Source organism: Vibrio sp. 10N.222.52.B12 (assembly GCF_002875385.1).
Classification (GTDB): domain Bacteria; phylum Pseudomonadota; class Gammaproteobacteria; order Enterobacterales; family Vibrionaceae; genus Vibrio; species Vibrio jasicida.
The window spans coordinates 134,766-158,406 of the sequence record NZ_MDAW01000117.1; the positions used below are offsets into that span (position 1 = coordinate 134,766).

18 protein-coding genes are annotated in these 23,641 nt (G+C 45.4%); 9 read left to right on the forward strand and 9 right to left on the reverse strand.

Annotated features, from left to right (window positions below):
* Positions 1-206: 206 nt before the first annotated feature.
* The 4 genes from acnB to hrpB all read right to left on the reverse strand — a co-directional run bounded on the left by acnB (position 207) and on the right by hrpB (position 10,307).
* Positions 207-2,795 (reverse strand): bifunctional aconitate hydratase 2/2-methylisocitrate dehydratase, encoded by a 2,589-nt coding sequence (acnB, locus tag BCT11_RS13065; RefSeq protein WP_102388492.1) that lies wholly within the window; start codon positions 2,793-2,795, stop codon positions 207-209.
* A 269-nt stretch (positions 2,796-3,064) separates the two neighbouring features.
* Complete coding sequence (locus BCT11_RS13070) at positions 3,065-5,368, reverse strand: patatin-like phospholipase family protein (protein ID WP_102388493.1); 2,304 nt, start codon at positions 5,366-5,368, stop codon at positions 3,065-3,067.
* A gap of 87 nt (positions 5,369-5,455) precedes the next feature.
* Entirely contained in the window at positions 5,456-7,846 is a 2,391-nt protein-coding gene (mrcB, locus tag BCT11_RS13075; RefSeq protein WP_102388494.1) for a penicillin-binding protein 1B, read from the reverse strand.
* On the reverse strand, positions 7,839-10,307 hold the full coding sequence (gene hrpB / locus BCT11_RS13080; protein WP_102388495.1) for an ATP-dependent helicase HrpB: 2,469 nt from the start codon (positions 10,305-10,307) through the stop codon (positions 7,839-7,841). The genes mrcB and hrpB overlap by 8 nt, the downstream gene beginning before the upstream one ends.
* Positions 10,308-10,374: 67 nt before the next feature.
* Between hrpB and sfsA the strand changes: the two genes are divergently transcribed.
* The 7 genes from sfsA to panC all read left to right on the forward strand — a co-directional run bounded on the left by sfsA (position 10,375) and on the right by panC (position 16,310).
* Complete coding sequence (sfsA, locus tag BCT11_RS13085) at positions 10,375-11,091, forward strand: DNA/RNA nuclease SfsA (RefSeq protein ID WP_102388496.1); 717 nt, start codon at positions 10,375-10,377, stop codon at positions 11,089-11,091.
* Positions 11,092-11,227: 136 nt separating this feature from the next.
* Entirely contained in the window at positions 11,228-11,674 is a 447-nt protein-coding gene (gene dksA, locus BCT11_RS13090; protein WP_010450149.1) for an RNA polymerase-binding protein DksA, read from the forward strand.
* Positions 11,675-11,762: 88 nt separating this feature from the next.
* Complete coding sequence (gene gluQRS, locus BCT11_RS13095) at positions 11,763-12,626, forward strand: tRNA glutamyl-Q(34) synthetase GluQRS (RefSeq protein WP_038878922.1); 864 nt, start codon at positions 11,763-11,765, stop codon at positions 12,624-12,626.
* Between the two features lie 101 nt (positions 12,627-12,727).
* Positions 12,728-14,095 (forward strand): polynucleotide adenylyltransferase PcnB, encoded by a 1,368-nt coding sequence (pcnB, locus tag BCT11_RS13100; protein WP_038870516.1) that lies wholly within the window; start codon positions 12,728-12,730, stop codon positions 14,093-14,095.
* Positions 14,092-14,577, forward strand: coding sequence for a 2-amino-4-hydroxy-6-hydroxymethyldihydropteridine diphosphokinase (gene folK, locus BCT11_RS13105; protein WP_038870514.1), 486 nt, complete (start codon positions 14,092-14,094; stop codon positions 14,575-14,577). The genes pcnB and folK overlap by 4 nt, the downstream gene beginning before the upstream one ends.
* Positions 14,578-14,601: 24 nt before the next feature.
* Entirely contained in the window at positions 14,602-15,396 is a 795-nt protein-coding gene (panB, locus tag BCT11_RS13110) for a 3-methyl-2-oxobutanoate hydroxymethyltransferase (protein WP_038870513.1), read from the forward strand.
* An 11-nt stretch (positions 15,397-15,407) separates the two neighbouring features.
* The gene (gene panC / locus BCT11_RS13115) at positions 15,408-16,310 is read left to right on the forward strand and encodes a pantoate--beta-alanine ligase (RefSeq protein WP_042603137.1); all 903 of its coding nucleotides are present in this window, start codon (positions 15,408-15,410) and stop codon (positions 16,308-16,310) included.
* A gap of 54 nt (positions 16,311-16,364) precedes the next feature.
* Here panC and BCT11_RS13120 read toward each other — a convergent pair whose 3' ends face one another.
* The 4 genes from BCT11_RS13120 to BCT11_RS13135 form a co-directional block, all read right to left on the reverse strand.
* Positions 16,365-17,294 (reverse strand): Kdo(2)-lipid IV(A) acyltransferase, encoded by a 930-nt coding sequence (locus BCT11_RS13120; RefSeq protein WP_038878915.1) that lies wholly within the window; start codon positions 17,292-17,294, stop codon positions 16,365-16,367.
* 143 nt (positions 17,295-17,437) lie between these two features.
* Positions 17,438-18,208 (reverse strand): ABC transporter permease, encoded by a 771-nt coding sequence (locus BCT11_RS13125; RefSeq protein ID WP_038870509.1) that lies wholly within the window; start codon positions 18,206-18,208, stop codon positions 17,438-17,440.
* Positions 18,208-19,125: an ABC transporter ATP-binding protein gene (locus BCT11_RS13130; protein ID WP_038879226.1), complete on the reverse strand. Its 918-nt coding sequence runs from the start codon at positions 19,123-19,125 to the stop codon at positions 18,208-18,210. Before BCT11_RS13130 ends, BCT11_RS13125 begins: the two co-directional genes overlap by 1 nt.
* A 253-nt stretch (positions 19,126-19,378) precedes the next feature.
* Positions 19,379-21,049: a SulP family inorganic anion transporter gene (locus BCT11_RS13135; protein ID WP_038870506.1), complete on the reverse strand. Its 1,671-nt coding sequence runs from the start codon at positions 21,047-21,049 to the stop codon at positions 19,379-19,381.
* 281 nt (positions 21,050-21,330) lie between these two features.
* Here BCT11_RS13135 and can point away from each other — a divergent pair, with 281 nt between their 5' ends.
* On the forward strand, positions 21,331-22,002 hold the full coding sequence (gene can / locus BCT11_RS13140) for a carbonate dehydratase (RefSeq protein WP_038870504.1): 672 nt from the start codon (positions 21,331-21,333) through the stop codon (positions 22,000-22,002).
* Positions 22,003-22,088: 86 nt separating this feature from the next.
* Here can and hpt read toward each other — a convergent pair whose 3' ends face one another.
* Positions 22,089-22,619: a hypoxanthine phosphoribosyltransferase gene (hpt, locus tag BCT11_RS13145; protein ID WP_038870502.1), complete on the reverse strand. Its 531-nt coding sequence runs from the start codon at positions 22,617-22,619 to the stop codon at positions 22,089-22,091.
* A 320-nt stretch (positions 22,620-22,939) separates the two neighbouring features.
* Between hpt and opaR the strand changes: the two genes are divergently transcribed.
* Positions 22,940-23,557, forward strand: coding sequence for a transcriptional regulator OpaR (opaR, locus tag BCT11_RS13150; protein WP_102388497.1), 618 nt, complete (start codon positions 22,940-22,942; stop codon positions 23,555-23,557).
* Positions 23,558-23,641 lie beyond the last annotated feature (84 nt).

Consider the following 23,641-nt stretch of genomic DNA (forward strand, 5'->3'; position numbering starts at 1 on the left):
GGAGACGAGAGACGGTTTCATTTTATCTTTTGAGGGACAAAGACTATCAACGTGTTTTGAGCTCACACGTTTATCTTTAATATTCCAGCGCTTACTTCCCGATTCCTAGAGCGAAGCATTCTCTCTTTTCGAAGCGCAGCGTTCCACAAAAAAAGCGCCCACCAATCGGTGAGCGCTTATTCAAGTATTAACAAAACTTGCTAAGATTATGCAGGCTCTTGGAAGATCACATCATCTGCTTTCTTGGTGTACTGTTCCATCTTGTGGAAATTCAAGTAGCGGTATGTGTCTGCTGCTGTCGCATCAATCTGGTCCATGTAAGACAGGTATTCTTCCTTAGTTGGAATCTTACCTAGAATCGCACCAACCGCTGCAAGTTCAGCCGAGGATAGATAAACGTTCGCACCAGTACCTAGACGATTCGGGAAGTTACGAGTAGACGTCGACATTACCGTTGCTTTATCCGCAACACGAGCCTGGTTACCCATACATAGCGAGCACCCTGGCGTTTCAATACGAACGCCGGCACGGCCATAAATACCGTAGTAACCTTCTTCAGTTAGTTGGTCACGGTCCATCTTGGTTGGTGGTGCTACCCATAAACGAGTATCAAGCTGGCCGTTAAACTTGTCGAGCAATTTACCTGCTGCACGGAAGTGACCAATGTTCGTCATACAAGAACCGATAAATACTTCATCAATCTGAGTACCCTGAACGTCAGACAGAAGACGCGCATCATCTGGATCGTTAGGTGCACAAAGAATTGGTTCGTTGATTTCCGCTAGATCGATTTCAATCACATGTGCGTATTCAGCGTCTGAATCTGCTTCCATCAACTCTGAGTTTGCTAACCACTCTTCCATCGCAGTAATACGACGTTCGATTGTACGACGGTCACCGTAACCTTCCGAAATCATCCATTTAAGCATAGTGATGTTCGAGTTTAGGTATTCATCAATCGACTCTTGAGAAAGCTTCACAGTACAACCCGCTGCTGAGCGCTCTGCCGATGCATCTGAAAGTTCAAATGCTTGTTCCACAGACAGGTGTTCAACACCTTCAATTTCTAGGACACGGCCTGAGAATTCGTTGATCTTACCCGCTTTCTCTACTGTTAACAGGCCTTGCTTGATACCGTATAGAGGAATGGCGTGTACAAGATCACGTAGCGTGATACCTGGCTGCATCTCACCTTTAAAACGAACCAAGATTGATTCAGGCATATCAAGAGGCATAACGCCTGTTGCTGCTGCAAATGCCACTAGACCAGAACCTGCTGGGAATGAAATACCCAGAGGGAAACGAGTATGCGAATCACCACCAGTACCAACAGTATCTGGCAGAAGCATACGGTTCAGCCATGAGTGGATAACACCATCGCCTGGACGAAGCGATACACCGCCACGGTTCATAATGAAATCAGGTAGTGTGTGGTGCGTGTTCACGTCGACTGGTTTCGGATATGCTGACGTATGACAGAATGACTGCATCACGAGATCCGCTGAGAAACCAAGACACGCAAGATCTTTTAGCTCATCACGCGTCATAGGGCCAGTCGTATCCTGAGAACCTACCGTTGTCATCTTAGGCTCACAATATTGACCAGCACGCACACCTTCTACGCCACATGCTTTACCGACCATCTTCTGAGCTAATGTATAACCTTTGTCAGAAGCAGTTGGATCAACGGGTTTAGCAAACAAATCTGTCTCTTCAAGACCAAGAGCTACTCGAGCACGGCTCGTTAGACCACGACCGATGATCAATGGAATACGACCACCAGCACGTACCTCATCAAGCAGCACTTTACTCAGTTCAAAGCTTGAGATCTCAGAACCTTCTTTACGAACCACACCTTCGTACGGGTAAATGTCGATCACATCGCCCATATTCATGTCTTGTACGTTTAGTTCAATTGGTAACGCTCCTGAATCTTCCATCGTATTGTAGAAGATAGGCGCAATCTTACCGCCTAGACAGATACCACCAGTACGCTTGTTTGGTACAAATGGGATATCTTCGCCCATAAACCATAATACTGAGTTGGTCGCTGATTTACGCGAAGAACCCGTACCAACAACATCACCTACGTATGCTAGTGGAATGCCGTCTTTTTGCAGTTCTTCAATTTGGTTGATTGGACCAACGCTGCCAGGTTGATCCGGGTTGATGCCATCACGTTCCATCTTAAGCATCGCTTTCGCGTGTACTGGAATATCTGGACGAGACCAAGCATCTGGAGCTGGAGACAGGTCATCGGTGTTAGTTTCACCGGTTACCTTAAAGACTTTAACCGTGATTTTTTCCGCTACTTTCTCTTTCGTTGTAAACCACTCGGCTTCCGCCCAAGATTGAAGGACTTGTTGAGCGAACGTGTTGCCCGCTTTCGCTTTTTCTTCAACATCATAGAAAGCATCAAACATTAACAGGGTATGAGACAGTGCTTTTGCTGCGATAGCCGCAAGAACATCATCATCTAAAAACTCGACGAGCGGAGCGATGTTATAACCACCTTGCATCGTACCTAGTAATTCTGCTGCCTTTTCACGGCTAACAAGTGGAGACGATACTTCGCCTTTAGCAACCGCAGTCAAAAAGCCAGCTTTAACATAAGCCGCTTCGTCTACGCCCGGTGGGATACGGTTCTCTAGCAGGTCAAGAATAAAGGCTTCTTCACCTTGCGGGGGATTTTTCAGAAGTTCAACAAGTCCAGCAACTTGTTCTGCGTCTAGCGGTTTAGGAACAACTCCTTCGGCAGCACGCTCTTCGACGTGTTTACGGTAGGCTTCAAGCACGACTTTTTCCTCTCATTGCGGTTCCTCCTTCTTATTACTGTTTTTAAAAGTAAAGGAGTGAACATCCTTGGAAACTTGGCTCTCCATTGCCCTTGTTTTCATTCAATTCTTGATTGAGAAACAGCGCCGCAGAGGCCAAACTGTGGGCGAAAGGATAGCAAATTTAACCTTAAATTAAAATCTCATCATTTTGACCAACATAGCAACTTACGACTAAAGTCCTGTTTATTTTGGCTAAATATGCGGAGATATTGCTGTCCTTTTCCCGGTTATTTAAATGATGTTCCAACGATCAGGTACACAGCATCTAAATCTTGCTCTGTACGACCGTATGCCAACATGATTGGTCCTACTGGTGAATCAACACCAAAGAAAATCGATGCGGCATTATACAGTGGCGCTTCATTAAGCTTCAGATCGTTATCTGACCAAACACCACCGTGTTCAAGTGATGCGCCTAGGTACACTGGCGCTTCAAACAGCCCGAAGTCGTTATCCATCCATTTATAACGATACACCAAGCTGGTATAGAATAAGTTCTGCCCAATCAGGCTATTACGTGGAATACCAGATAGATTCAAGAAACCACCAAGTTCACGTGGGTCTAACGGGATCGAGGAGTTTTTGCTTTCTACAAAGCTGTATTCCGCCTGTCCGACTAAAGTATGACGACTGTGCGTCACTGCGCCTTTGAAACGTGCCGTGATCTCATACACAGTATCTTCGATATCACCATTAGTATTGGTTTGACGAAAATCCTCAGGGCTCTTGTCATGAGACACCAGGTAATCCAAATCAATCAACATACCATGCGTGGGAAAAGCAAAGTCGTCTAAGGTATCTAGACGGTAGTTAGCAAATACCCCCAAACGCTCGTAATCAAAAGTCCCAGCAGATGCGAGCGTTGAGGCCTCTATTTGCCCTTTGGTATAACGCCCACCAACACGGAACTCTTGCCATAACGTCGGTTGCACACCCGCAGCAAGTTCCGTTATGAACTCGGTATACGAGACAGGAAGAAAATCGTAAACCGAACCTATATCCGGGTTTTCTAAATCACTAAAAGGCCAGTTTCGGTTTTCGTTGTTGTAATTCAACTTACCCGAAACAAACAACTCCTGACTCGACAGTACCGGTGAATAAAGCTCGGCTTCAATCAACTTATCTGTACCCATGTCAACATTCAGCGTTAGCTCGGCACCGTGTGAATTTAGATTAGTGAAGTTCGACGAGATACCAATGCCATATTGGCTGTCAGTATTAAAGTCATCTTCTAAGAAAAAGCGGAAGTTCAGGTAGTTTGGTCCCCAAGACTTCTCATTCACTTCAAAGACAAGTAGGTTAACACCTTCAATCTCTTCAAAATGGTAAGTAATCAGTTCAAAACGATCTAAGGCATAAAGATTTTCGACTGCTTTTTCGATTTCAGCCGTTTTGAGAGGACGACCAGTATCAAGCTCGAGTCGGTTGGTAAGTAAGACATCACTGTAGTGGGTGTTATTGACAATAACAATTTGATCAACAACCCGCTCATCACCATATTCTAATCCTTTACGAACGTCTTGTTTGTGCTCGATATATTTTTGGTATTCCGCGTTAGAGACACTCAAGGATTCAAGCTTGGATTTGAGTTTTTTAGTGATGTCGTAGCCAGCTTGAAATGCACTCGGCATCTTTTCAAATTCTACGGTTTCCATTTGCCCAACATCTGGACGAATGTAAACATCATCATCTTTCAGAGTTTCCGCTTGCTCTTGAGTGCTACGACGCACCAAATAATTCGACAACTGATCCGCAACCGCAAACAAGCCGGTGAAGTCTTCTTTGTTTTTATAATCTGTACTGATGTCGACCGCAATGACTATATCCGCTCCCATCGCGCGCGCTACGTCGACAGGCATGTTATTGACAACGCCACCATCCACCAGCATATGACCGTTGAGCTCGTATGGAGGAAGCGCGCCCGGTACCGACATGCTCGCCATCATCGCATCAACTAAGTAACCGTTATCGAGCACGACTTCATCAAGCTCGACGATGTCAGTCGCGACAGAACGATAAGGGATAGCAAGTTGGTCAAAAGAGTCAAAGCGTCCTAGATTGCCCGTCGTTTCGCGCAGAATACGCAACATGTTCTGCCCTTGCACAACACCAGTTGGGGAACGCACCTCACCAAACCTCAGACCAAGATCTGTCGTTATTTGGTAGCGGTCTTCGTATTCTTTGTCGCGAACGCGACGTTGGCTGCGATCAACGCGATCTCGGTAACCGCTGTTCCAATCCACGCTGTAGATAAAACTCTCAATTTCATCAGCACTCATACCCGTCGCGTACAAACCTCCGACATAAGCGCCCATGCTTGTACCGGTAATGATATCAACGGGAATGTTCATCTCTTCAAGGGCTTTAAGCACACCAATATGCGCAGCGCCTTTCGCACCACCACCAGCGAGAACCACCGCAATTTTAGGACGAGAGCCGTCCTCTTCGAGATGTTTAGCAAAGGAAGGTGTGGCAATCAAAAAGGAGCAGACCCAAAGCGCAAAACCATGCACTAACGGGCTATTGGACATTCACATCTTCCTTTACTGAATATTGATCAACTACTTTTACTAAGAATCGACCAATGAAACAAGTCAGTGATAGCGTTTTTGGTAGCCTTACCAATCAAATAAATTATTCAACCAGTTCGATTTTTTCTCGCACTGCTGTTTTATTTGGCCTGTTTTATCCCACACTGGCAACTTATATTCGCTACGACAGTTCAGTTCCAACGCACCATTCGCCGCTTTTTGGAAACCCAATGTCGTCACTTCTTTTGGCCATGGCAATTCCAGTCGCTCAGGGATACGTTGCTGCAAATATTCGGCGTAAACACGCAGAGCACCGCTTGAACCCGTCAACTTGGTAGATTTATTATCATCGCGCCCCAGCCAAACGGTTGTCACTTCCCGACCATCAACACCGACAAACCAACTATCACGGCTGTCATTACTGGTGCCCGTTTTACCTGCTAACGCCGCCCATGAGAATTGGCTTTGTAAGAAACGGCCAGTTCCTTGTGCAACACCTTGCTTCATTGCGTATGTAGTTAGCCATGCCGCTTGCTGATCAACAGCCTGAGCCGAACGAGGCAGTGATTGATAAATCACATTACCATCCATATCGATAACCGAACGCAATGCTGACAGTTTCGCGCGTTTACCCGAGTTTGTTACCGTCTGGTACATCTGTGCGACTTCAAATGGCGTCAGAGAGAAAGAACCTAAGAACATAGATGGCACTGGGCGGATCTCATTTTTATCAACGCCGAGACGTTCTAGCGTATCAGAAACCTCAGGAATACCGAGTTCCATCCCCAAACGAACGGTTGGCACATTAAGAGATTTCGCTAGTGCTAGGTATAGAGGCACATCACCACGGAATTTACGGTCGAAATTACGTGGCGACCAAACGCTACCCTTACTGCCTTTCAAACTTAACGGCGTATCGTGAAGCGTGGTAGCGAGGTTGTATTTCTCTGGTTGCTCTAATGCCGTCAAGTAAATTGCAGGCTTCACTAACGAACCAATTGGACGACTCGCATTCAATGCTCGGTTAAAGCCCTCGTAGCCGACACGCTTACCACCAACCATGGCACGAATCTCACCACTATGACGGTCAACCGCAACCGCTGCAGCTTCAAGTTCTTTACCTGCTCGCTTAGCCAACTCAGGTACCTTTTTCGCAATCGCTTGTTCTAGCTTACTTTGCGAAACAGGATCGAGAGACGTAAACAAACGTAACCCCGTTTCAGCTTTGAAGTTATCACCCACTTTTTCTTTCAGCTCAATATTCAATTGCTGGAAATAAGCGGGCTGACGGCTTGCTATACGAGGTTTACTTTGCGTATCTAACGGACGATTGACTGCTTGTTCATACTGTTCAGAAGTCAGCATGTCTTGTTGCATCAAGAGGCGTAAAACTAGATCACGACGTGTTTTCGTGCGCTCAGGGTAACGAATTGGATTGTAGTAAGATGGCCCTTTAACCATACCCACCAGCATCGCAAGTTGGTCGATACGAAGCTCCTGGATTGGTTGTCCAAAGTAGTATCGTGATGCCAAAGCAAAGCCATGAATCGCATCCCCGCCACTTTGACCGAGATAAACTTCGTTGAGGTAAGCCTCAAGAATTCGATCTTTGCTGTATCGATAATCCAAAATCAGTGCGATATACGCTTCACGAACTTTACGCCATAACGTTTTATCGCGAGTTAAGAATAAGTTTTTTGCTAACTGCTGGGTCAGCGTACTGCCACCTTGTACGGTACGGCCTGCCTTGATGTTGGCAACAAGTGCACGCCCAATCGCCAAAGGAGAGACTCCATCATGCTGGTAGAAATCACGATCTTCGGTCGCAAGAAGTGCATCGACAAGAATTTCAGGGAATTGATCACGACGTAGGAACAATCGTTGTTCGTTTTGATCTTTCTCCAGCATACCCAACATCTTAGGTTCAATACGCAAGTAACCTAAATCACCTTTTGATTCGAGAGATTGAATGCGCGTTAAGCCGCTGCTTGAGAAATGCAACATCACGTGACGATCAGGCTCAGGGCCATCAGCAAATTCAAAAGGACGACGGATGAGCTCAATACGAGTGGAAGAGGAAGAGTATTCGCCAGGATAACGCGGTTGACTAACCTTACGGTAATTCAAAACATCTAGCTCGTTACGCATTTCTTTGATGGTTATGTTTTCACCAGGATTCAAATTGAGAATGCGAGCGTACACGACCGTTGGCAAATCAAACAACTGCCCATCGAAACGATCTTTCACTACACTATCTAAATAAATCCCGACGAAAAGCAATACTGCGGCCAACGCTACACCCGCTTTCCAGCTAAATGACCAAATGATTTTAAGCCAAGACTGCTTGCCATTACTTGGCTTCTTCGATGGCGATTTTCTCGGTCGCTTCGCACCGCTTTTCTTAGCGGCAGTCGTTTTACTTGACGTTGTTTTCTTCGCTGGTGCTCTTTTTGCACTGGGCTTTTTTGTATCAGTCATTATTCAATTGTCTTTTTGTTTTTGTTGTCGCTACATGAGTGGCAGGATCATCAGGCCAAACGTGTTTTGGATATCGGCCTTTCATCTCTTTTTGCACTTCTTTGTAGCTTCCTGCCCAAAAGGCAGCTAAATCCGTTGTCACCTGAAGAGGCCGTTGTGCTGGAGAAAGTAACTCTAACACCAATCGCTTGCGACCTTGTACCACCGTTGGAGAAGTGCTCTCTCCAAACACTTCTTGCATACGCACTGACAGCACAGGCTCATGACCAAATTGGTAACGAATGCGCTTTTTCGAACCTGTTGGTAAGCGATAATCTTCTGGCAACCACTCATCAATCTGTTGATTCAACGGCCAACCTAATCGAGCGTTTAACGCTTCCACTAGGTTCACTTTCGCCAAATCTTTCGCCGATGAAACCGTGCTCATGTACGGCTCTAGCCACTCTTCTAGGCCATTAAGCAAACTGGTCTCATCAAAACTTGGCCAAGCTTGCTCAGGTAACCATTCCACTGCGCAGCGAATACGTTCTAACAAATTTTCCGCTGCCGACGTCCAGTTTAGACTCTGTAAGCCCTGACGGCGGACATAAGTGAGTAAAGCTTGTGTCATTTTTTCTTTACCCGGACTCGGCAAGGCTTCACGCTTAATCACCAGTTGACCAAGTTTGATTTGGCGTTCGGCAATCAAACGGCCTTTTTTCTCATCCCAATCAACCAGCTCAGCCGTCGTGAAAAGGTGCTCGAACATTTCTTGTAATGCGTTGATATCTAAGTCACAAGCTAGGTTAATTTGGCTTGAGTTAGAATGCGAGCGCATCAAATCAATCGCAACTAAGTAATCACAACCACCGAGTGTCTCTTCTGGTCGACACTCAGCACCATGCCCGTTCGACAAAGTAAAACGACCATATTGGTTAACACGCTGCTGCGCAATGCGATCGGGGAAAGCTAAGCTCAATACTAACGCTAGCACTCGCTCATCAACATCAGGTAGGCTGAATACTGTATCCAGTTTGTGCGCCAGCGCTTGAGATCGCTTGTGCAATATAGCTTTCTTTGCATGTGTACCACTTACCCAGCGATGTAGGCTATGCGCGATGTTAGTCACATTGCGCTCGGGCTCTTCAATTAGGGCGACCGCAGCCAAAGCAGTATTTAGCATTTTTTCACTGCGCTGCTGTGCTTGAATCAGCATTGCTGTTGAGCGCGGCTCTACACCAAGGGCGTGGGCCGTTTTACCTGCAGAAGTGAGTTGGCCTTGCTCGGTAAGTAACCCTAAAGAAATCAACAGCTGTTTAGCCTGAGCAAGCGATGCTGAAGAAGGAATATTCAACCATTTAAGCTCTGCGATATCCCCTGCTCCCCAGAATGATAGTTCCATGACCAAGCTTGCTAAATCTGAGTGCAGGATTTCTGGTTGGGGAACTTGCGGTTGCTGCTTGAATTGGCTTTCCGAATACAACCGGACGCAAATGCCCTCTTCAATACGCCCTGCACGACCAGCACGTTGAATCGCAGACGATTGTGCCACTCGCACTTGCTCCAAGCGCGTAAGTCCATTCTTCAAATCAAAACGCGCCACACGTTCTAATCCAGAATCGACGACCAATCGAATGCCTTCAATGGTCAAAGAAGTTTCAGCAATGTTAGTCGCGAGCACGACTTTGCGTTTACCTCCAGAAGCGGGAGCAATGGCTTTTTGTTGCTCGGCAAAGCTCAATTGACCATATAAAGGGCAAACTTCCACAGTATTAGGAAGATGTGACAAACGTTCCGCGACCTGCTTAATTGCCCCAACGCCGGGCAGAAAGGCGAGCAACGACCCTGTTTCTTTCTGAATTAGGCTTTCAATCGTCCTTGCCATTGATGTGGGCAAATGATCATTTGTACCCAGAGGTAAATAACGCGTTTCCACCTCAAAACTTTGCCCTTCAGACTCAATATATTCAGCCTCTGGCAACAAGGTTTGTAAGGCATCTTGGTCAAGCGTAGCTGACATCACTACCAGCTTGAGGTCGTCTCTCAACGCTTCTTGAACCTCTAAACTAAAGGCCAATGCCGTATCAGCATGAATACTTCGCTCATGAAACTCATCAAAGATCAGCAGGTCGATGCCATCTAACTCTGGGTCATTTTGGATCATCCGAGTCATGATCCCTTCCGTTACAATTTCAAGTTGCGTATTTTTACTTACCTTCGTCTCACCACGTACACGATAACCAACTCGATCTCCAACTTGTTCCCCCAACTGCTGTGCTAGATAACGCGCAATATTACGAGCCGCTAAACGTCTTGGTTCTAGCATGATGATTTTGCCCGTGACGGTTTGGCTTTGAAGAAGCTTTAGAGGAAAGAATGTCGACTTACCGGCACCCGGCGCAGCTTTTAAGATCACTTGATGTTGATGATTAACCGCAGCAAGTAATTGCGGCATCACGGCTTCAATCGGCAATTGTGACAAAGGAAATACCTTGTGTTGTAATGTTGGCAACATTGTACATAAAAACAGTCCCCCCTAAAGAAGCAAAATGCATTTCGAACCTACTCTAGAGTCAGCGACTCTGCTCAAACGCTACAAACGCTTTCTTGCCGATATCGAACTGGATAACGGCGAAGTTCGCACTATCCACTGTGCCAATACTGGTGCAATGACAGGCTGCGCCACACCAGGCAACAAAGTTTGGTACTCCACTTCTGATAACCCTAAGCGTAAATATCCCAATAGTTGGGAGCTCAGTGAAACACAACAGGGCCATAAAATCTGTATTAACACCGCTCGAGCTAACCAACTTGCCGTAGAAGCAATTGAAAATAATGTCATTTCAGAACTGTGTGGGTATGACAAACTTCAAACTGAAGTGAAATATGGCAATGAAAATAGTCGAATTGATATCTTGCTCAGCGCAAGTGACAAATCAAAGTGTTATATAGAAGTGAAAAGCGTCACGCTGTTGGATGAAGAAAGCGCATCCGGTCAAGGCTATTTCCCTGATGCCGTGACTACTCGAGGACAAAAGCACCTGCGAGAGCTCACAGAAATGGCACAAACTGGAAGTAGATCCATACTTTTATTCACTGTTTTACATTCAGGTATTGAAAAAGTATCTGCGGCGCACCATATAGACGCGAAATATTCAACTTTACTAAAACAAGCACAAGACGCTGGAGTGGAAGTTCTCTGCTACAAAGCTGAACTGAGCAATACTGAAGTCAAGCTAATCTCTGCTATTGAATTTATCAATTAAGAGAAAAAATGATGTCATCTTCACAATGACGATAAGTTTGCAATTCAGTAATTGCCTGCACCGCCTCTTTTTGCTATAGATACCCGCCTTAAATTGACTGCAAAGCAGTTGACTAGGTGTAAGTAGGAGATGCTGTATGCCAGAATCAAAGAAGAAAACGATAGGCATCCTAGCCATTGCCGGTGTGGAGCCATATCAGGAAAAGCCTGGTGAAGAGTACATGTCACCAGAACAGGTTGAACACTTTACGAAAATCTTAACAGCTTGGCGTAATCAGCTCAGGGAAGAAGTCGATCGCACTGTACACCATATGCAGGACGAAGCAGCAAACTTCCCAGATCCAGTTGACCGTGCTTCTCAAGAGGAAGAGTTCAGCTTAGAACTGCGTAACCGTGACCGTGAGCGTCGCCTGATCAAGAAGATCGAAAAAACACTAGATAAAATCACTGAAGAAGATTTCGGCTTCTGTGAATCATGTGGTGTTGAAATTGGTGTTCGTCGCCTTGAAGCGCGTCCAACCGCAGACCTTTGTATCGACTGTAAAACACTTGCAGAGATCAAAGAGAAACAAATGCAAGGTTAATCAACCAAGCATGATGATTATTGAAAGGGAGCTCAGGCTCCCTTTTTGTTTTGGCTTAGCTTTATTAGAATAATTTCGAGATACACGCATGACACGCTATGTAGGTCGATTCGCACCATCCCCTTCTGGGCCATTACATTTTGGATCGTTAGTAGCTGCGCTCGGCAGCTACTTTCAAGCGAAAGCCAATCACGGAGATTGGTTGGTACGTATCGAAGACCTTGATCCACCCAGAGAAATGCCGGGAGCTTCTGACGAGATTCTAAGTGCACTACGCGCTTACCATTTGCACTGGGACGGCAACGTCGTATACCAAAGCGAACGTCATCACTTATACCAAACACAAATCGATGCTTGGTTAAAGAATGGCGACGCTTATTATTGCCAATGTACTCGCAAGCAAATTAAAGAACACGGCGGCTATTATCCGGGGACATGTCGAGATAAAGGCTTGAAAGAAGGCGCGATTCGCCTAAAAATGACCAAACCTATCGCTGATTTTCTCGATAAGAAACAAGGCACCATGACGATTCCAGAAGCTCTAGTAAATGAAGATTTCATTATTAAGCGTCGAGATGGATTATTTGCCTATAATCTTGCGGTAGTATTAGATGACATCGACCAAGGGGTTACCGAAGTCGTTCGTGGTGCGGATTTAATTGAGCCCACAGGTCGTCAAATCAGCTTGTACCAAATACTTGGGCAACCAGAAGTAAGCTATTTACACTTACCGTTAGCGATGGATTCAAACGGTAATAAGCTGTCAAAACAAAACCATGCGACGGCTATTGATGTCGACAATCCGAAGCCAGCTCTGCTGCATGCCATGACATTTTTAGGCTTTGATATACCTGACGATGTAAAAGGCGCAAACCTTGAAGAAATACTGCGTTGGGGTTGCGAAAATTGGCACTTAGAACAGCTTCCAGCAGAGATCGAGATCACACCGTGATTCTCAAATGGCACTGCGTAGGCTATCATTAGCCGCAAAATTGGCCCTCGAGGCGTAGAAACTAACCAAAGCAAGATTGGATTAAACCCAGTTATTGCCAGATGCACATGAATACAAACGACTATACACCAAGCGAATCTGCCATGATCCCAGAACTCGCTCTTAATGTAATTACTCGTGAAGAGCACAACATCTCGCGTAAGCATATCAGTGACAATGCACTGAAAGTGCTATACCGACTGAACGGTGCCGGTTTCGATGCTTATCTTGTAGGTGGCGGGGTTCGAGACTTACTGCTTGGACAAAAACCAAAAGACTTTGATATTGCAACGAACGCGACACCAGAGCAGATCAAACAGTTATTTAGAAACTGCCGTTTGATCGGTCGTCGCTTCCGTCTCGCACACATTATGTTTGGTCGAGACATCATCGAAGTTGCAACGTTCCGTGGTCACCACCAAGAGCAACAGAACAAAAGTATCTCCCAGCAATCGAAAGAAGGGATGCTACTTCGCGACAACGTATACGGCACCGTAGATGAAGATGCCGAACGTCGCGACTTCACGATTAACTCGATGTACTACAACATCGCAGACTACTCAATTCACGATTATGCGCGTGGTATTGAAGATCTAGAAGATCGCCTTATTCGCCTGATCGGTGACCCAGAAACCCGTTACCGCGAAGACCCAGTACGTATGCTGCGTGCAGTTCGCTTTGCGGTGAAATTGGACTTCGATATCGAAGAAGATACCGCGGCACCAATCGAAGAGATGGCACCACTACTACGTGATATTCCATCGGCACGTCTGTTCGAGGAATCACTGAAACTGCTTCAGTCTGGGTATGGGCTAGAAACCTACCATTTATTGCGTGAATACAACTTATTCCAACAGTTGTTCCCTGCAATTTCAGAGCACTTCACTGAAGATTATGAATCTCACACTGAGCAAATGCTTGATTTAGTGTTAGATTCAACCGATATGCGCATCGAAGAAGGTAAGCGTATTAACCCTGCCTTTATGTTTGCTGCAATGCTGTGGTACCCACTGTGTGCAATGGCAGACAAACTCATGGAACAGCGTAATCTGTGCCATTACGATGCCATCATGGAAGCAAGCAACATCATTCTTGATGACCAAGTACGTTCAATCGCCATTCCGCGCCGTCATACCGCGACCATACGCGAGATTTGGCAGCTGCAATTACGTCTTCCACGTCGCAATGGTAAACGTGCTTTCCGCCTGATGGAGCTCAATAAATTTAGAGCTGGCTTTGATTTTCTTGAAATGCGCGGTGAAATTGAAGGCGGCGACACTCAGAAGCTTGCTAAGTGGTGGGAAACTTTCCAAAATGCTGGCCGAGAAATGCGCCAAGCCATGGCGGCAGACCTAGATGGCCAAGCACCAAAAACAGGCCAACGACGTCGTAAAACCTATCGCAAGAAAAAGAGTAAACCAAACTCATGATCACAGCGTACATTGCGGTAGGCAGTAACTTGGCTGATCCCGTCAGCCAAGCTAAATTAGCGATTGAAGCGCTGAAGACCCTGCCTAAAACAGAGTTTATTCAAGCTTCTTCGCTATACAGCAGCACACCAATGGGTCCGCAAAACCAGCCGGATTACATCAATGCGGTTGTGGCAATTAAAACCAATTTGACGCCACTTGAACTGCTCGATTGCACCCAAGCAATAGAGCAAGAACAAGGGCGTGTCCGTAAAGACGAGCGTTGGGGACCAAGAACCTTGGATCTCGACATCGTGTTATACGGCAATGAGGTGATTGATTCCGAAAGACTGACAGTTCCACATTATGGAATGAGAGAGCGCGAGTTCGTACTCTACCCTCTTGCGGAAATTGCACCAAGTTTACAACTCCCAGACGGGATCGAGGTGTCGTCACTACTTGAAAAAGTAGATCGCAACGGCCTCAATATTTGGCAGTCATAGCCAACTCCTAGTGAGGATAAAACAATGAAAAAAATGACCATTAACGACCTGATTAAGTGGAAGCAAGAAGGTCGTAAATTTGCTACTTCAACTGCATACGATGCAAGCTTTGCCCAACTTTTCGAAAGCCAAGAAATGCCAGTTTTACTGGTAGGTGACTCTCTAGGCATGGTTCTGCAAGGTAAGACCGATACATTACCTGTTACTGTTGAAGATATTGCTTATCACACTCGCTGTGTACGCGCTGGTAGCCCGAATTGTCTTTTGATGGCTGATATGCCATTCATGAGCTATGCAACGCCAGAGCAAGCGTGTGAGAACGCAGCAGTACTCATGCGTGCTGGCGCAAATATGGTAAAAATTGAAGGCGGCGACTGGTTAGTAGATACCGTAAAAATGCTAACGGAACGCGCGGTACCAGTCTGTGCACACTTGGGCCTAACACCACAATCTGTAAACATCTTTGGTGGTTACAAAGTGCAAGGTCGCGATCAAGAAAAAGCCGATCGTATGGTAAAAGATGCATTAGCACTGCAAGAAGCCGGCGCTCAAATTGTTTTACTCGAGTGTGTTCCAGCTGAATTGGCAGCTCGTATTACTCAAGTACTTGATGTACCAGTAATTGGCATCGGTGCAGGTAACGTAACGGACGGTCAAATCCTAGTTATGCACGATATGTTCGGAATTTCGGCGAACTACATGCCAAAGTTCTCGAAAAACTTCCTTGCTGAAACAGGCGATATGCGTACAGCTGTGGCAAAATACATGGCAGACGTTGAAAGCGCAGTGTTCCCAGACGACGCTCATACTATTGCCTAGAGGATAAATGCATGCACACTTTTGCAGAAATCTCAGCCATTCGTGAACAGATCAAGACGTTCAAACGTGAAGGTCGTAAAGTTGCGTTTGTCCCAACCATGGGCAACCTACACGAAGGCCATCTAACACTGGTCCGTAAAGCACGCGAGTACGCCGATGTCGTTGTGGTAAGCATCTTTGTCAACCCGATGCAGTTTGAACGTGCAGACGATTTAAATAACTACCCTCGTACACTTGAAGAAGATCTTAACAAGCTAAGCGGTGAAGGCGTCGAGTTGGTATTCACACCGACACCAGAGATCATTTACCCTGAAGGCTTAGATAAACAGACTTTTGTCGATGTGCCTGGGCTTTCTACGATTCTTGAAGGCGCTTCTCGTCCGGGCCATTTCCGTGGCGTGACGACTATCGTAAATAAGTTATTCAACATCGTTCAACCTGATGTAGCTTGCTTTGGTGAGAAAGATTTCCAACAGCTTGCTGTTATTCGTAAGATGGTTGATGATCTAGCAATGGACATCGAAATCGTAGGTGTCGCAACCGTTCGTGAAATGGACGGCCTTGCAATGAGCTCTCGCAATGGCCTGCTAACGATTGATGAGCGTCAACGCGCACCTGTTTTAGCACGTACTATGCGCTGGATCAGTAGCGCGATGCGTGGTGGTCGTGACGATTACGCTTCAGTGATTGAAGATGCGAATGATCAATTACGCGCTGCCGGTTTGCAGCCAGATGAAATCTTCATTCGTGATGCTCGCACACTTCAAGCAATCACAACAGAGACCACTCAAGCCGTGATCTTGATGTCTGCCTTCTTAGGTAAAGCACGCCTCATCGACAACCAAACTGTTGATATGGCGGTAGAAGCTAAAGAAGAAGAATCTAGCGAAGCGAATTCAGCAAACGCTGAATAAACGAAATTCGCAAATAAAAAGGTCGGCACTAAGCCGACCTTTTTTGTATCCCTCCTACGCATAAACGCCACTCAAACCTTCCGGACGAGTTTTAAACCGCTTATGCAGCCACATCCAAGCTGGCACGTCTCTTCTTATCATGCCTTCAAGTTCTTGATTTAAGATACTTGCCGCTTTGACTGGATTACGGCGCTCGAAACGTCCACTGAGATCTTCACCAATATAGAGCGTGTAGTGAGAATGTTCACTGACCGTAACCCCTGACATCACTGCACATTTTGTCGCATCAATAAGCACACTTGATCCTGCAGTACTCGCGGCTTGCTCAACAGCGAAAAACGGGGCGAAGACCGAATTTTTAACACCGTAATCATGGTCAGGTAAGTACCACAGTCGCTGACCGTTTTTCAGCACTTTAAGCATTGATTTAACGTCTTTCCGGTCAATCATTTGATGGCCGCAACGCGTGCGTCCTCGATGCTGAACAAACTCATAAACAGGGTTTGAATTCGGTCGATAAACACCATAGCCTTTGGCAAATTGACTAAAAATACGCGCCGTCATTTCCAAATTTAGGTGATGACTGCAAACCACCAGTACACCACGCCCATTTTTCTCTTGTTCCAGTAAACGCTCTTTTCCAACCACCTTGGCTAGACGCTTCACTCGCCACTCAGGCCAAAACCAAGCCATTCCGGTCTCGATCAGCGCCATCCCTGTGTATTTAAAGTTTGTCTTTACCAGTTCATCGCATTCTTGAGCGCTGTATTCGGGAAAGCAGAGTTTTAAATTTTGCTTTGCAATGCCTTTACGGCGCTTCATGGCCAGCATCGCAAGCGAACCAATGCCCCTACCTAACAAACGTAAGGCTGAGTATGGAAGCAGATTGACAATCAGCGCCAACAGACCAAAGGCGAACCAAACAGACCAATATTTAGGAACAAGCAATTTAAAAGAGAAAGATGGAGAGGGGACAATATTCATGGCTTCACTCATTTACAGCAAATGCATTTACAACAAATGAATCAAACCTAGCATGTTAAAAGTCGAAAAATTGTATGGGAATGTATTGGTGTGCATTAAGAAAGGGCAGCTCTCATGGCTGCCCTTTGAATGTGTTGTTAAGGTTAACTTCTTAACCCAATCCCCTTAGTCACTAGATAGTGAGCCACAGCGTAGAGCGCAACCACAAAGACGATCAATACGCTAAACGACGTAACGATACCCACATCAGACACACCAAGGAAACCATAACGGAAAGCGTTCACCATGTAGACGATTGGATTCAGCTTAGACACCCCTTGCCAAAATTCAGGTAATAGACTGATGGAGTAAAACACACCGCCAAGATAAGTCAGCGGAGTCAGAACGAACGTAGGGATAATCGAGATATCATCAAACGTTTTCGCATAAACCGCATTAATTAAGCCACCAAGTGAAAATACCACTGACGTCATAAAGACGGTCGCAATGATGATGCCCCAGTGATCGACTTGCAAATCAACAAAGAAGAGCGAAACAAACGTGACAATCGTTCCGACTAATAGGCCACGTACGACGCCGCCCATCACAAAGCCGAGAATGATGATGTAGTTCGGCACTGGCGCCACTAACAATTCCTCGATGTTTCTTTGGAATTTGGAACTAAAGAAAGAGGAAGCCACATTCGAGTACGAGTTCGTGATCACCGACATCATGATCAAACCCGGAACAATGTATTCCATGTAACTAAAGCCGTTCATGTCACCGATGCGAGAGCCAATCAAGTTACCGAAAATAATGAAATACAACGTCATCGTAATCGCAGGTGGTACCAAAGTTTGCACCCAAATACGCGTAAAACGGTTCACTTCTTTTGTAACTAGGCTACAAAAAGCCGTCCAATACAATTGGTACATTATTGGTTACCTCCACGTACGATACTGACAAACAACTCTTCCAAACGGTTCGCTTTGTTTCGCATAGACAGCACTTTTACGCCTAGATCAGATAATTGGTTAAACACCGAGTTCAACCCTTGGCTCTTATCTAATTCGATTTCCAATGAACCATTGACCATCGATTGGCTACTTACCCCTTGAAGTGCTGGCACTTCACCGTCGAACTCAATATCTAGGATAAAAGTTTCTACCGTCAATTTACCCAACAGCGCCTTCATGGTCGTATTTTCAATCAGTTCACCTTTGTTGATGATACCGATATTACGACACAGCATTTCTGCTTCTTCCAAGTAGTGCGTGGTCAAGATGATGGTAATGCCCTGCTCTTGGTTGATCTCCTTTAAGAAGTCCCACATTGAACGACGCAGTTCAATATCCACCCCTGCGGTTGGTTCATCAAGGATCAGCAATTGAGGCTCGTGCATTAGAGCTCGCGCAATCATCAAACGACGCTTCATACCACCAGACAAGTTACGCGCACGTTCCTTACGTTTCTCCCATAAGTCGAGTTTGGTCAGGTACTTTTCTGCACGCTCTTTAGCTAGCGCTTTTGAAACCCCATAATAACCCGCTTGCTGCATGACAATCTGTTCGACAGTTTCAAATTGGTTGAAGTTGAATTCTTGAGGAACCAAACCTAGGTTTTGCTTCGCCAATTCAAGATGCGTATCAATGTCATACCCAAACACCTTGGTGGTGCCAGATGTCTTGTTGACTAAAGAAGAGATAATGCCAATGGTGGTTGATTTACCAGCCCCATTCGGCCCAAGAAGTGCGTAAAAGTCACCTTTCTTTACTTGTAAGCTGATGCCCTTCAACGCTTCAAATCCGCCCGCATAGGTCTTGCGAAGCTGTTCAATTTCTAATGCGTACATTGCGTAATACTTGCCATCTGTTGATGAATCGTGAATGCCAATACCAAATGGGGAAACTGCTGTCGGCGTCATAACCGACTATCGGTATTGCACTAAAGTTGAATTAGTTTATCGTTGAATAACGATGAATACAAATAAACCTTTCTATAAAATTAGAAATACCTATCTTTTATGATTCTTAATCACTCAATCTAAAAACAATAAAAAAGCGCTCCCAGAACCCCAGCAGCGCTTAGTTAAAAGAGACTGTTGATTAAAGCGTCAGCATTTGATGCTCATCAGTTTCAACATGCCTGATAGCCGCATTGAGCGCTTCATAGCGGAACTTGTATGTATTCGCATCCGGCACTAAATCAATCACATGGAATTTCTCTAGTTGCTCACGAGTACGTTGGTTAGGACACAACAAGTACACTTCACAGTTCGCGTCTAAAGCATCTTTAATGGCGTTTTCCAAAGCCAAGCCGACCGTCACATCAATCATAGGGACATCTGTTAAGTCGAGGATCATGACTTCATAGTCAGAAATGCTCGAGTGTTGACGAGAGATCGCTTTAGAAACACTAAAGATCATCGGACCGGACAGATAGAAGAACAACACTTTACCATTAGCTCTGTCCAACAAGCCTCTTTCGCTATCGGTCAGTGGTACATCGTCTTCATCAGCATCACTGATGGCTTTAACTTGGCGTGCTTGCTCACGACTCAAGCGTTCAATGATGATGATATTAGAAATAAATACCCCTAGCCCTACAGCCACAATCAAATCGACAAATACTGTCAGCAGCATGACGCCATACATGACCGCCATCCCCGGAAAGCTCACCTTATGGGCACGTTGGATAAAGCTCCAATCCAGAATATTAAAGCCAACATAAACCGCAATACCGGCTAATACAGCCATCGGAATGGGTTCAGTCAAACCGCTAGCGACCAACACCACCAGCGCGAGAATCAGCGCACGAATCACACCGGATAACGGTGAGCGAGCGCCAACTTGGATGTTGGTCACCGTTCCCATCGTCGCCCCCGCACCTGGCAGAGCGCCAAACAGCCCAGAAATCATGTTCGCCAAACCTTGGCCACGCAGTTCCTTGTCTGAATCATGCTCTTTACGCGTGAGTGAGTCACCAATAACCGCTGTCAATAAGGTATCAATACAACCTAACGTACCCAATACCAATGCATCGATGACCATTTCGGTAAACATCGCAGGATCGATATGTGGCACCACCAAAGAAGGTAAACCTGCTGGGATTTCACCAATTCGGCGAATATCATCGGCATCAAAGACAAGGACAGAAAGTAACGTTACCGCCACAAGAGCCACCAGCTGCGCTGGCACGTATCTGCGATATTGCTTAGGGAAGAAGAACAAGATACCCAACGTCAACAAACCTAAAAACAGTTCGCTGAACTTAAGATTAGAAATCGTATCTGGCAGAGCCGATAGTGTCCCTATCACACCGCCAGATGGCGCAGCATGGCCAAGTAAAGGCGACAACTGCAAGATAATGAGAATGACACCAATACCCGACATAAAGCCGGAGATAACACTGTATGGCATTAACGTTACGTATTTACCAAGCTTTAATGTACCGAGCACAATTTGGAACGCGCCCGCCATCATCACCACGGTAAAGGTCATGGCCATGCCCGTTTCTGGGTATTTGGCCATCATACTGGTTAATACCGCTGTCATGATCACCGTCATGGGACCGGTTGGCTCAGAAATAAGTGTATTGGAACCACCAAACAGTGAAGCAAATAACCCCACCATGATCGCGCCCCATAAACCAGCTTCTGCACCAGCTCCTGAAGCCACACCAAATGCTAATGCGAGAGGAAGTGAAATGATGGCCGTTGTGACACCACCAAACAGATCCCCTTTGAGGTTGATATCCTTAAAGCGACTACCGAACACGAATTTGCTCCCTGCATTAAAAAGACAAAATGCCATCAATCTAACAAATATTTCGCTAAAGAAATAAACGAAAAAAAGCCACGACCAAATTGGGCTTATTTGCTTACTGAATGATGGCTGCATATTTTATGATTTTCACAGCGAGAACTAGTCAGATGAGTCATCTTGAATGAATATTTAACGGGATCGAAATTGTAACATTGTGTATAGTTACAGCGCTGATCGCTTAGTAAGCACTAGAGAGTGGTTGGTTTTTTTAATTTTAGGGAAGTAGATGTCAGATGCCGGAAATTAAACAATTATTCGAAAATAACTCGAAATGGTCAGAAGAAATAAAATCTGATCGTCCAGAATATTTCGCAAAACTAGCGGAAGGTCAGAAACCAGACTTTCTTTGGATTGGTTGTTCAGACAGTCGCGTTCCAGCAGAGCGACTAACGGGACTTTTCTCAGGCGAGTTATTTGTTCACCGAAACGTTGCTAACCAGGTCATCCACACCGACCTAAACTGCCTCTCTGTCGTGCAATACGCCGTCGACGTACTCAAAGTAAAGCACATCATCGTTTGTGGTCATTATGGTTGTGGTGGTGTGAATGCCGCAATTGATAACCCTCAACTCGGCCTTATCAACAACTGGTTACTTCACATCCGTGATCTTTACTTTAAGCACCGCGCTTACCTTGACCAAATGCCTCTTGACGATCGCGCCGATAAACTAGGTGAAATCAACGTAGCCGAGCAAGTATATAACTTGGGCAACTCAACCATCATGCAAAACGCATGGGAACGCGGTCAGGATGTTGAAATTCATGGAGTGGTGTACGGCATTGAAGATGGTCGTCTTGAGTACTTAGGGATTCGTTCAAATTCAAAAGAGACCGTGGAAGCGTCTTACCAAAAAGCGCTCTCGACCATTCTTAACGATGACAACAAATTGTTATGTCGCGATTAATCATCACAAATAAATCGTCAACAAGATAAATAAAAAACGCCCATTTAAGATGGGCGTTTTTTTAATTCTAAAACTGGCGACAGAAATTATTCCTGCGGAACCACTTTACCAATAAATGGTAGGTGACGATATTTCTGAGCGTAATCAATACCAACACCAACAACAAACTCATCTGGAATAGAGAAACCAGCCCAATCAACCGGAACTTCTACTTCACGGCGAGATGGCTTATCAAGCAGCGTACAGATAGCGATAGATTTTGGTTCACGTAGAGACAGGATTTCACTGATTTTGTTTAACGTGTTACCTGTATCAATGATGTCTTCTACGATCAGTACATCCTTGCCTTTAATGTCGTCATCAAGGTCTTTCAAGATACGTACATCACGTGAGCTTTCCATCGTGTTACCGTAGCTAGAAGCGGTCATAAAATCGACTTGGTGAGTCAGTTCGATAGCACGTGCTAAGTCAGCCATAAATACAAATGAACCACGTAGCAAACCAACCAATACCAGATCTTCACTGCCTTGGTAATGTTCTGTAATTTGCTTACCTAATTCACGAATTCGATCCTGAACTTCTTGCTCAGAAATCATCACTTCTATTGTATGTTTCATACTGTGCTCAATTTTCTTTGTGGGTTGAGGTTGGTCGTACGCAAACGATCACCTTATCTTGCGGCGTGTAGTGTAACACCCCACTCAGTAGGTGGAAAGTCGCATCCCATTCCATTGAATTCTTGGATGAAAGTCTTAGTTTTCGGATTTATCTAGTTGAATGAATCATCAATAATGACATTACTGTCTATAAATTGGGCATCAGATGTTGACCTTGCACATATGCACCATTACACTCATCAATGCTTTAAGCAACTATTAAAATAATCAATTAGGGGGTTACCCCCAAATAATATCAACTCAATGGCAAGGAAAAGAATATGGACTCAATAGCTAAGAGACCTCGCACTAGGCTTTCCCCTTTAAAACGTAAACAGCAACTAATGGAAATCGCTCTTGAAGTGTTTGCTCGTCGCGGTATTGGCCGTGGTGGTCACGCAGACATTGCTGAGATTGCACAAGTTTCTGTTGCAACAGTATTTAATTACTTCCCAACTCGTGAAGATTTGGTTGATGAAGTACTGAACCACGTTGTACGTCAGTTCTCAAACTTCCTTTCGGATAACATCGACTTAGACCTTCACGCACGTGAAAACATCGCCAACATCACTAATGCAATGATTGAGCTAGTAAGCCAAGATTGCCATTGGCTGAAAGTTTGGTTCGAGTGGAGCGCATCAACGCGTGATGAAGTATGGCCGCTGTTCGTGACCACAAACCGCACAAACCAACTATTGGTACAAAACATGTTCATCAAAGCGATCGAACGTGGTGAAGTTTGTGACCAACATGAACCGGAACACTTGGCGAATCTGTTCCACGGCATTTGCTACTCTATCTTCGTACAAGCGAACCGCTCCAAGAGCGAAGCTGAGCTATCAACGCTAGTTAGCGCTTACCTAGATATGCTGTGCATCTACAACCGTGAACATCACTAAAAATAATTAGGCTTAAAACAAAGGCTGATACTTAGGTATCGGCCTTTTTTGTTTTTGGGAAGTGCGAGAAGCGAGAAGCGAGAA

Excerpts from the sequence above, each read along its gene's own strand:
- BCT11_RS13070 (WP_102388493.1), bottom strand. The coding sequence starts at position 5,368 with ATGTCCAATAGCCCGTTAGTGCATGGTTTTGCGCTTTGGGTCTGCTCC.
- mrcB (WP_102388494.1), bottom strand. The coding sequence starts at position 7,846 with ATGACTGATACAAAAAAGCCCAGTGCAAAAAGAGCACCAGCGAAGAAA.
- sfsA (WP_102388496.1), top strand. The coding sequence starts at position 10,375 with ATGCATTTCGAACCTACTCTAGAGTCAGCGACTCTGCTCAAACGCTAC.
- dksA (WP_010450149.1), top strand. The coding sequence starts at position 11,228 with ATGCCAGAATCAAAGAAGAAAACGATAGGCATCCTAGCCATTGCCGGT.
- gluQRS (WP_038878922.1), top strand. The coding sequence starts at position 11,763 with ATGACACGCTATGTAGGTCGATTCGCACCATCCCCTTCTGGGCCATTA.
- pcnB (WP_038870516.1), top strand. The coding sequence starts at position 12,728 with ATGCACATGAATACAAACGACTATACACCAAGCGAATCTGCCATGATC.
- folK (WP_038870514.1), top strand. The coding sequence starts at position 14,092 with ATGATCACAGCGTACATTGCGGTAGGCAGTAACTTGGCTGATCCCGTC.
- panB (WP_038870513.1), top strand. The coding sequence starts at position 14,602 with ATGAAAAAAATGACCATTAACGACCTGATTAAGTGGAAGCAAGAAGGT.
- panC (WP_042603137.1), top strand. The coding sequence starts at position 15,408 with ATGCACACTTTTGCAGAAATCTCAGCCATTCGTGAACAGATCAAGACG.
- BCT11_RS13120 (WP_038878915.1), bottom strand. The coding sequence starts at position 17,294 with ATGAATATTGTCCCCTCTCCATCTTTCTCTTTTAAATTGCTTGTTCCT.
- BCT11_RS13125 (WP_038870509.1), bottom strand. The coding sequence starts at position 18,208 with ATGTACCAATTGTATTGGACGGCTTTTTGTAGCCTAGTTACAAAAGAA.
- BCT11_RS13130 (WP_038879226.1), bottom strand. The coding sequence starts at position 19,125 with ATGTACGCATTAGAAATTGAACAGCTTCGCAAGACCTATGCGGGCGGA.
- can (WP_038870504.1), top strand. The coding sequence starts at position 21,331 with ATGCCGGAAATTAAACAATTATTCGAAAATAACTCGAAATGGTCAGAA.
- hpt (WP_038870502.1), bottom strand. The coding sequence starts at position 22,619 with ATGAAACATACAATAGAAGTGATGATTTCTGAGCAAGAAGTTCAGGAT.
- opaR (WP_102388497.1), top strand. The coding sequence starts at position 22,940 with ATGGACTCAATAGCTAAGAGACCTCGCACTAGGCTTTCCCCTTTAAAA.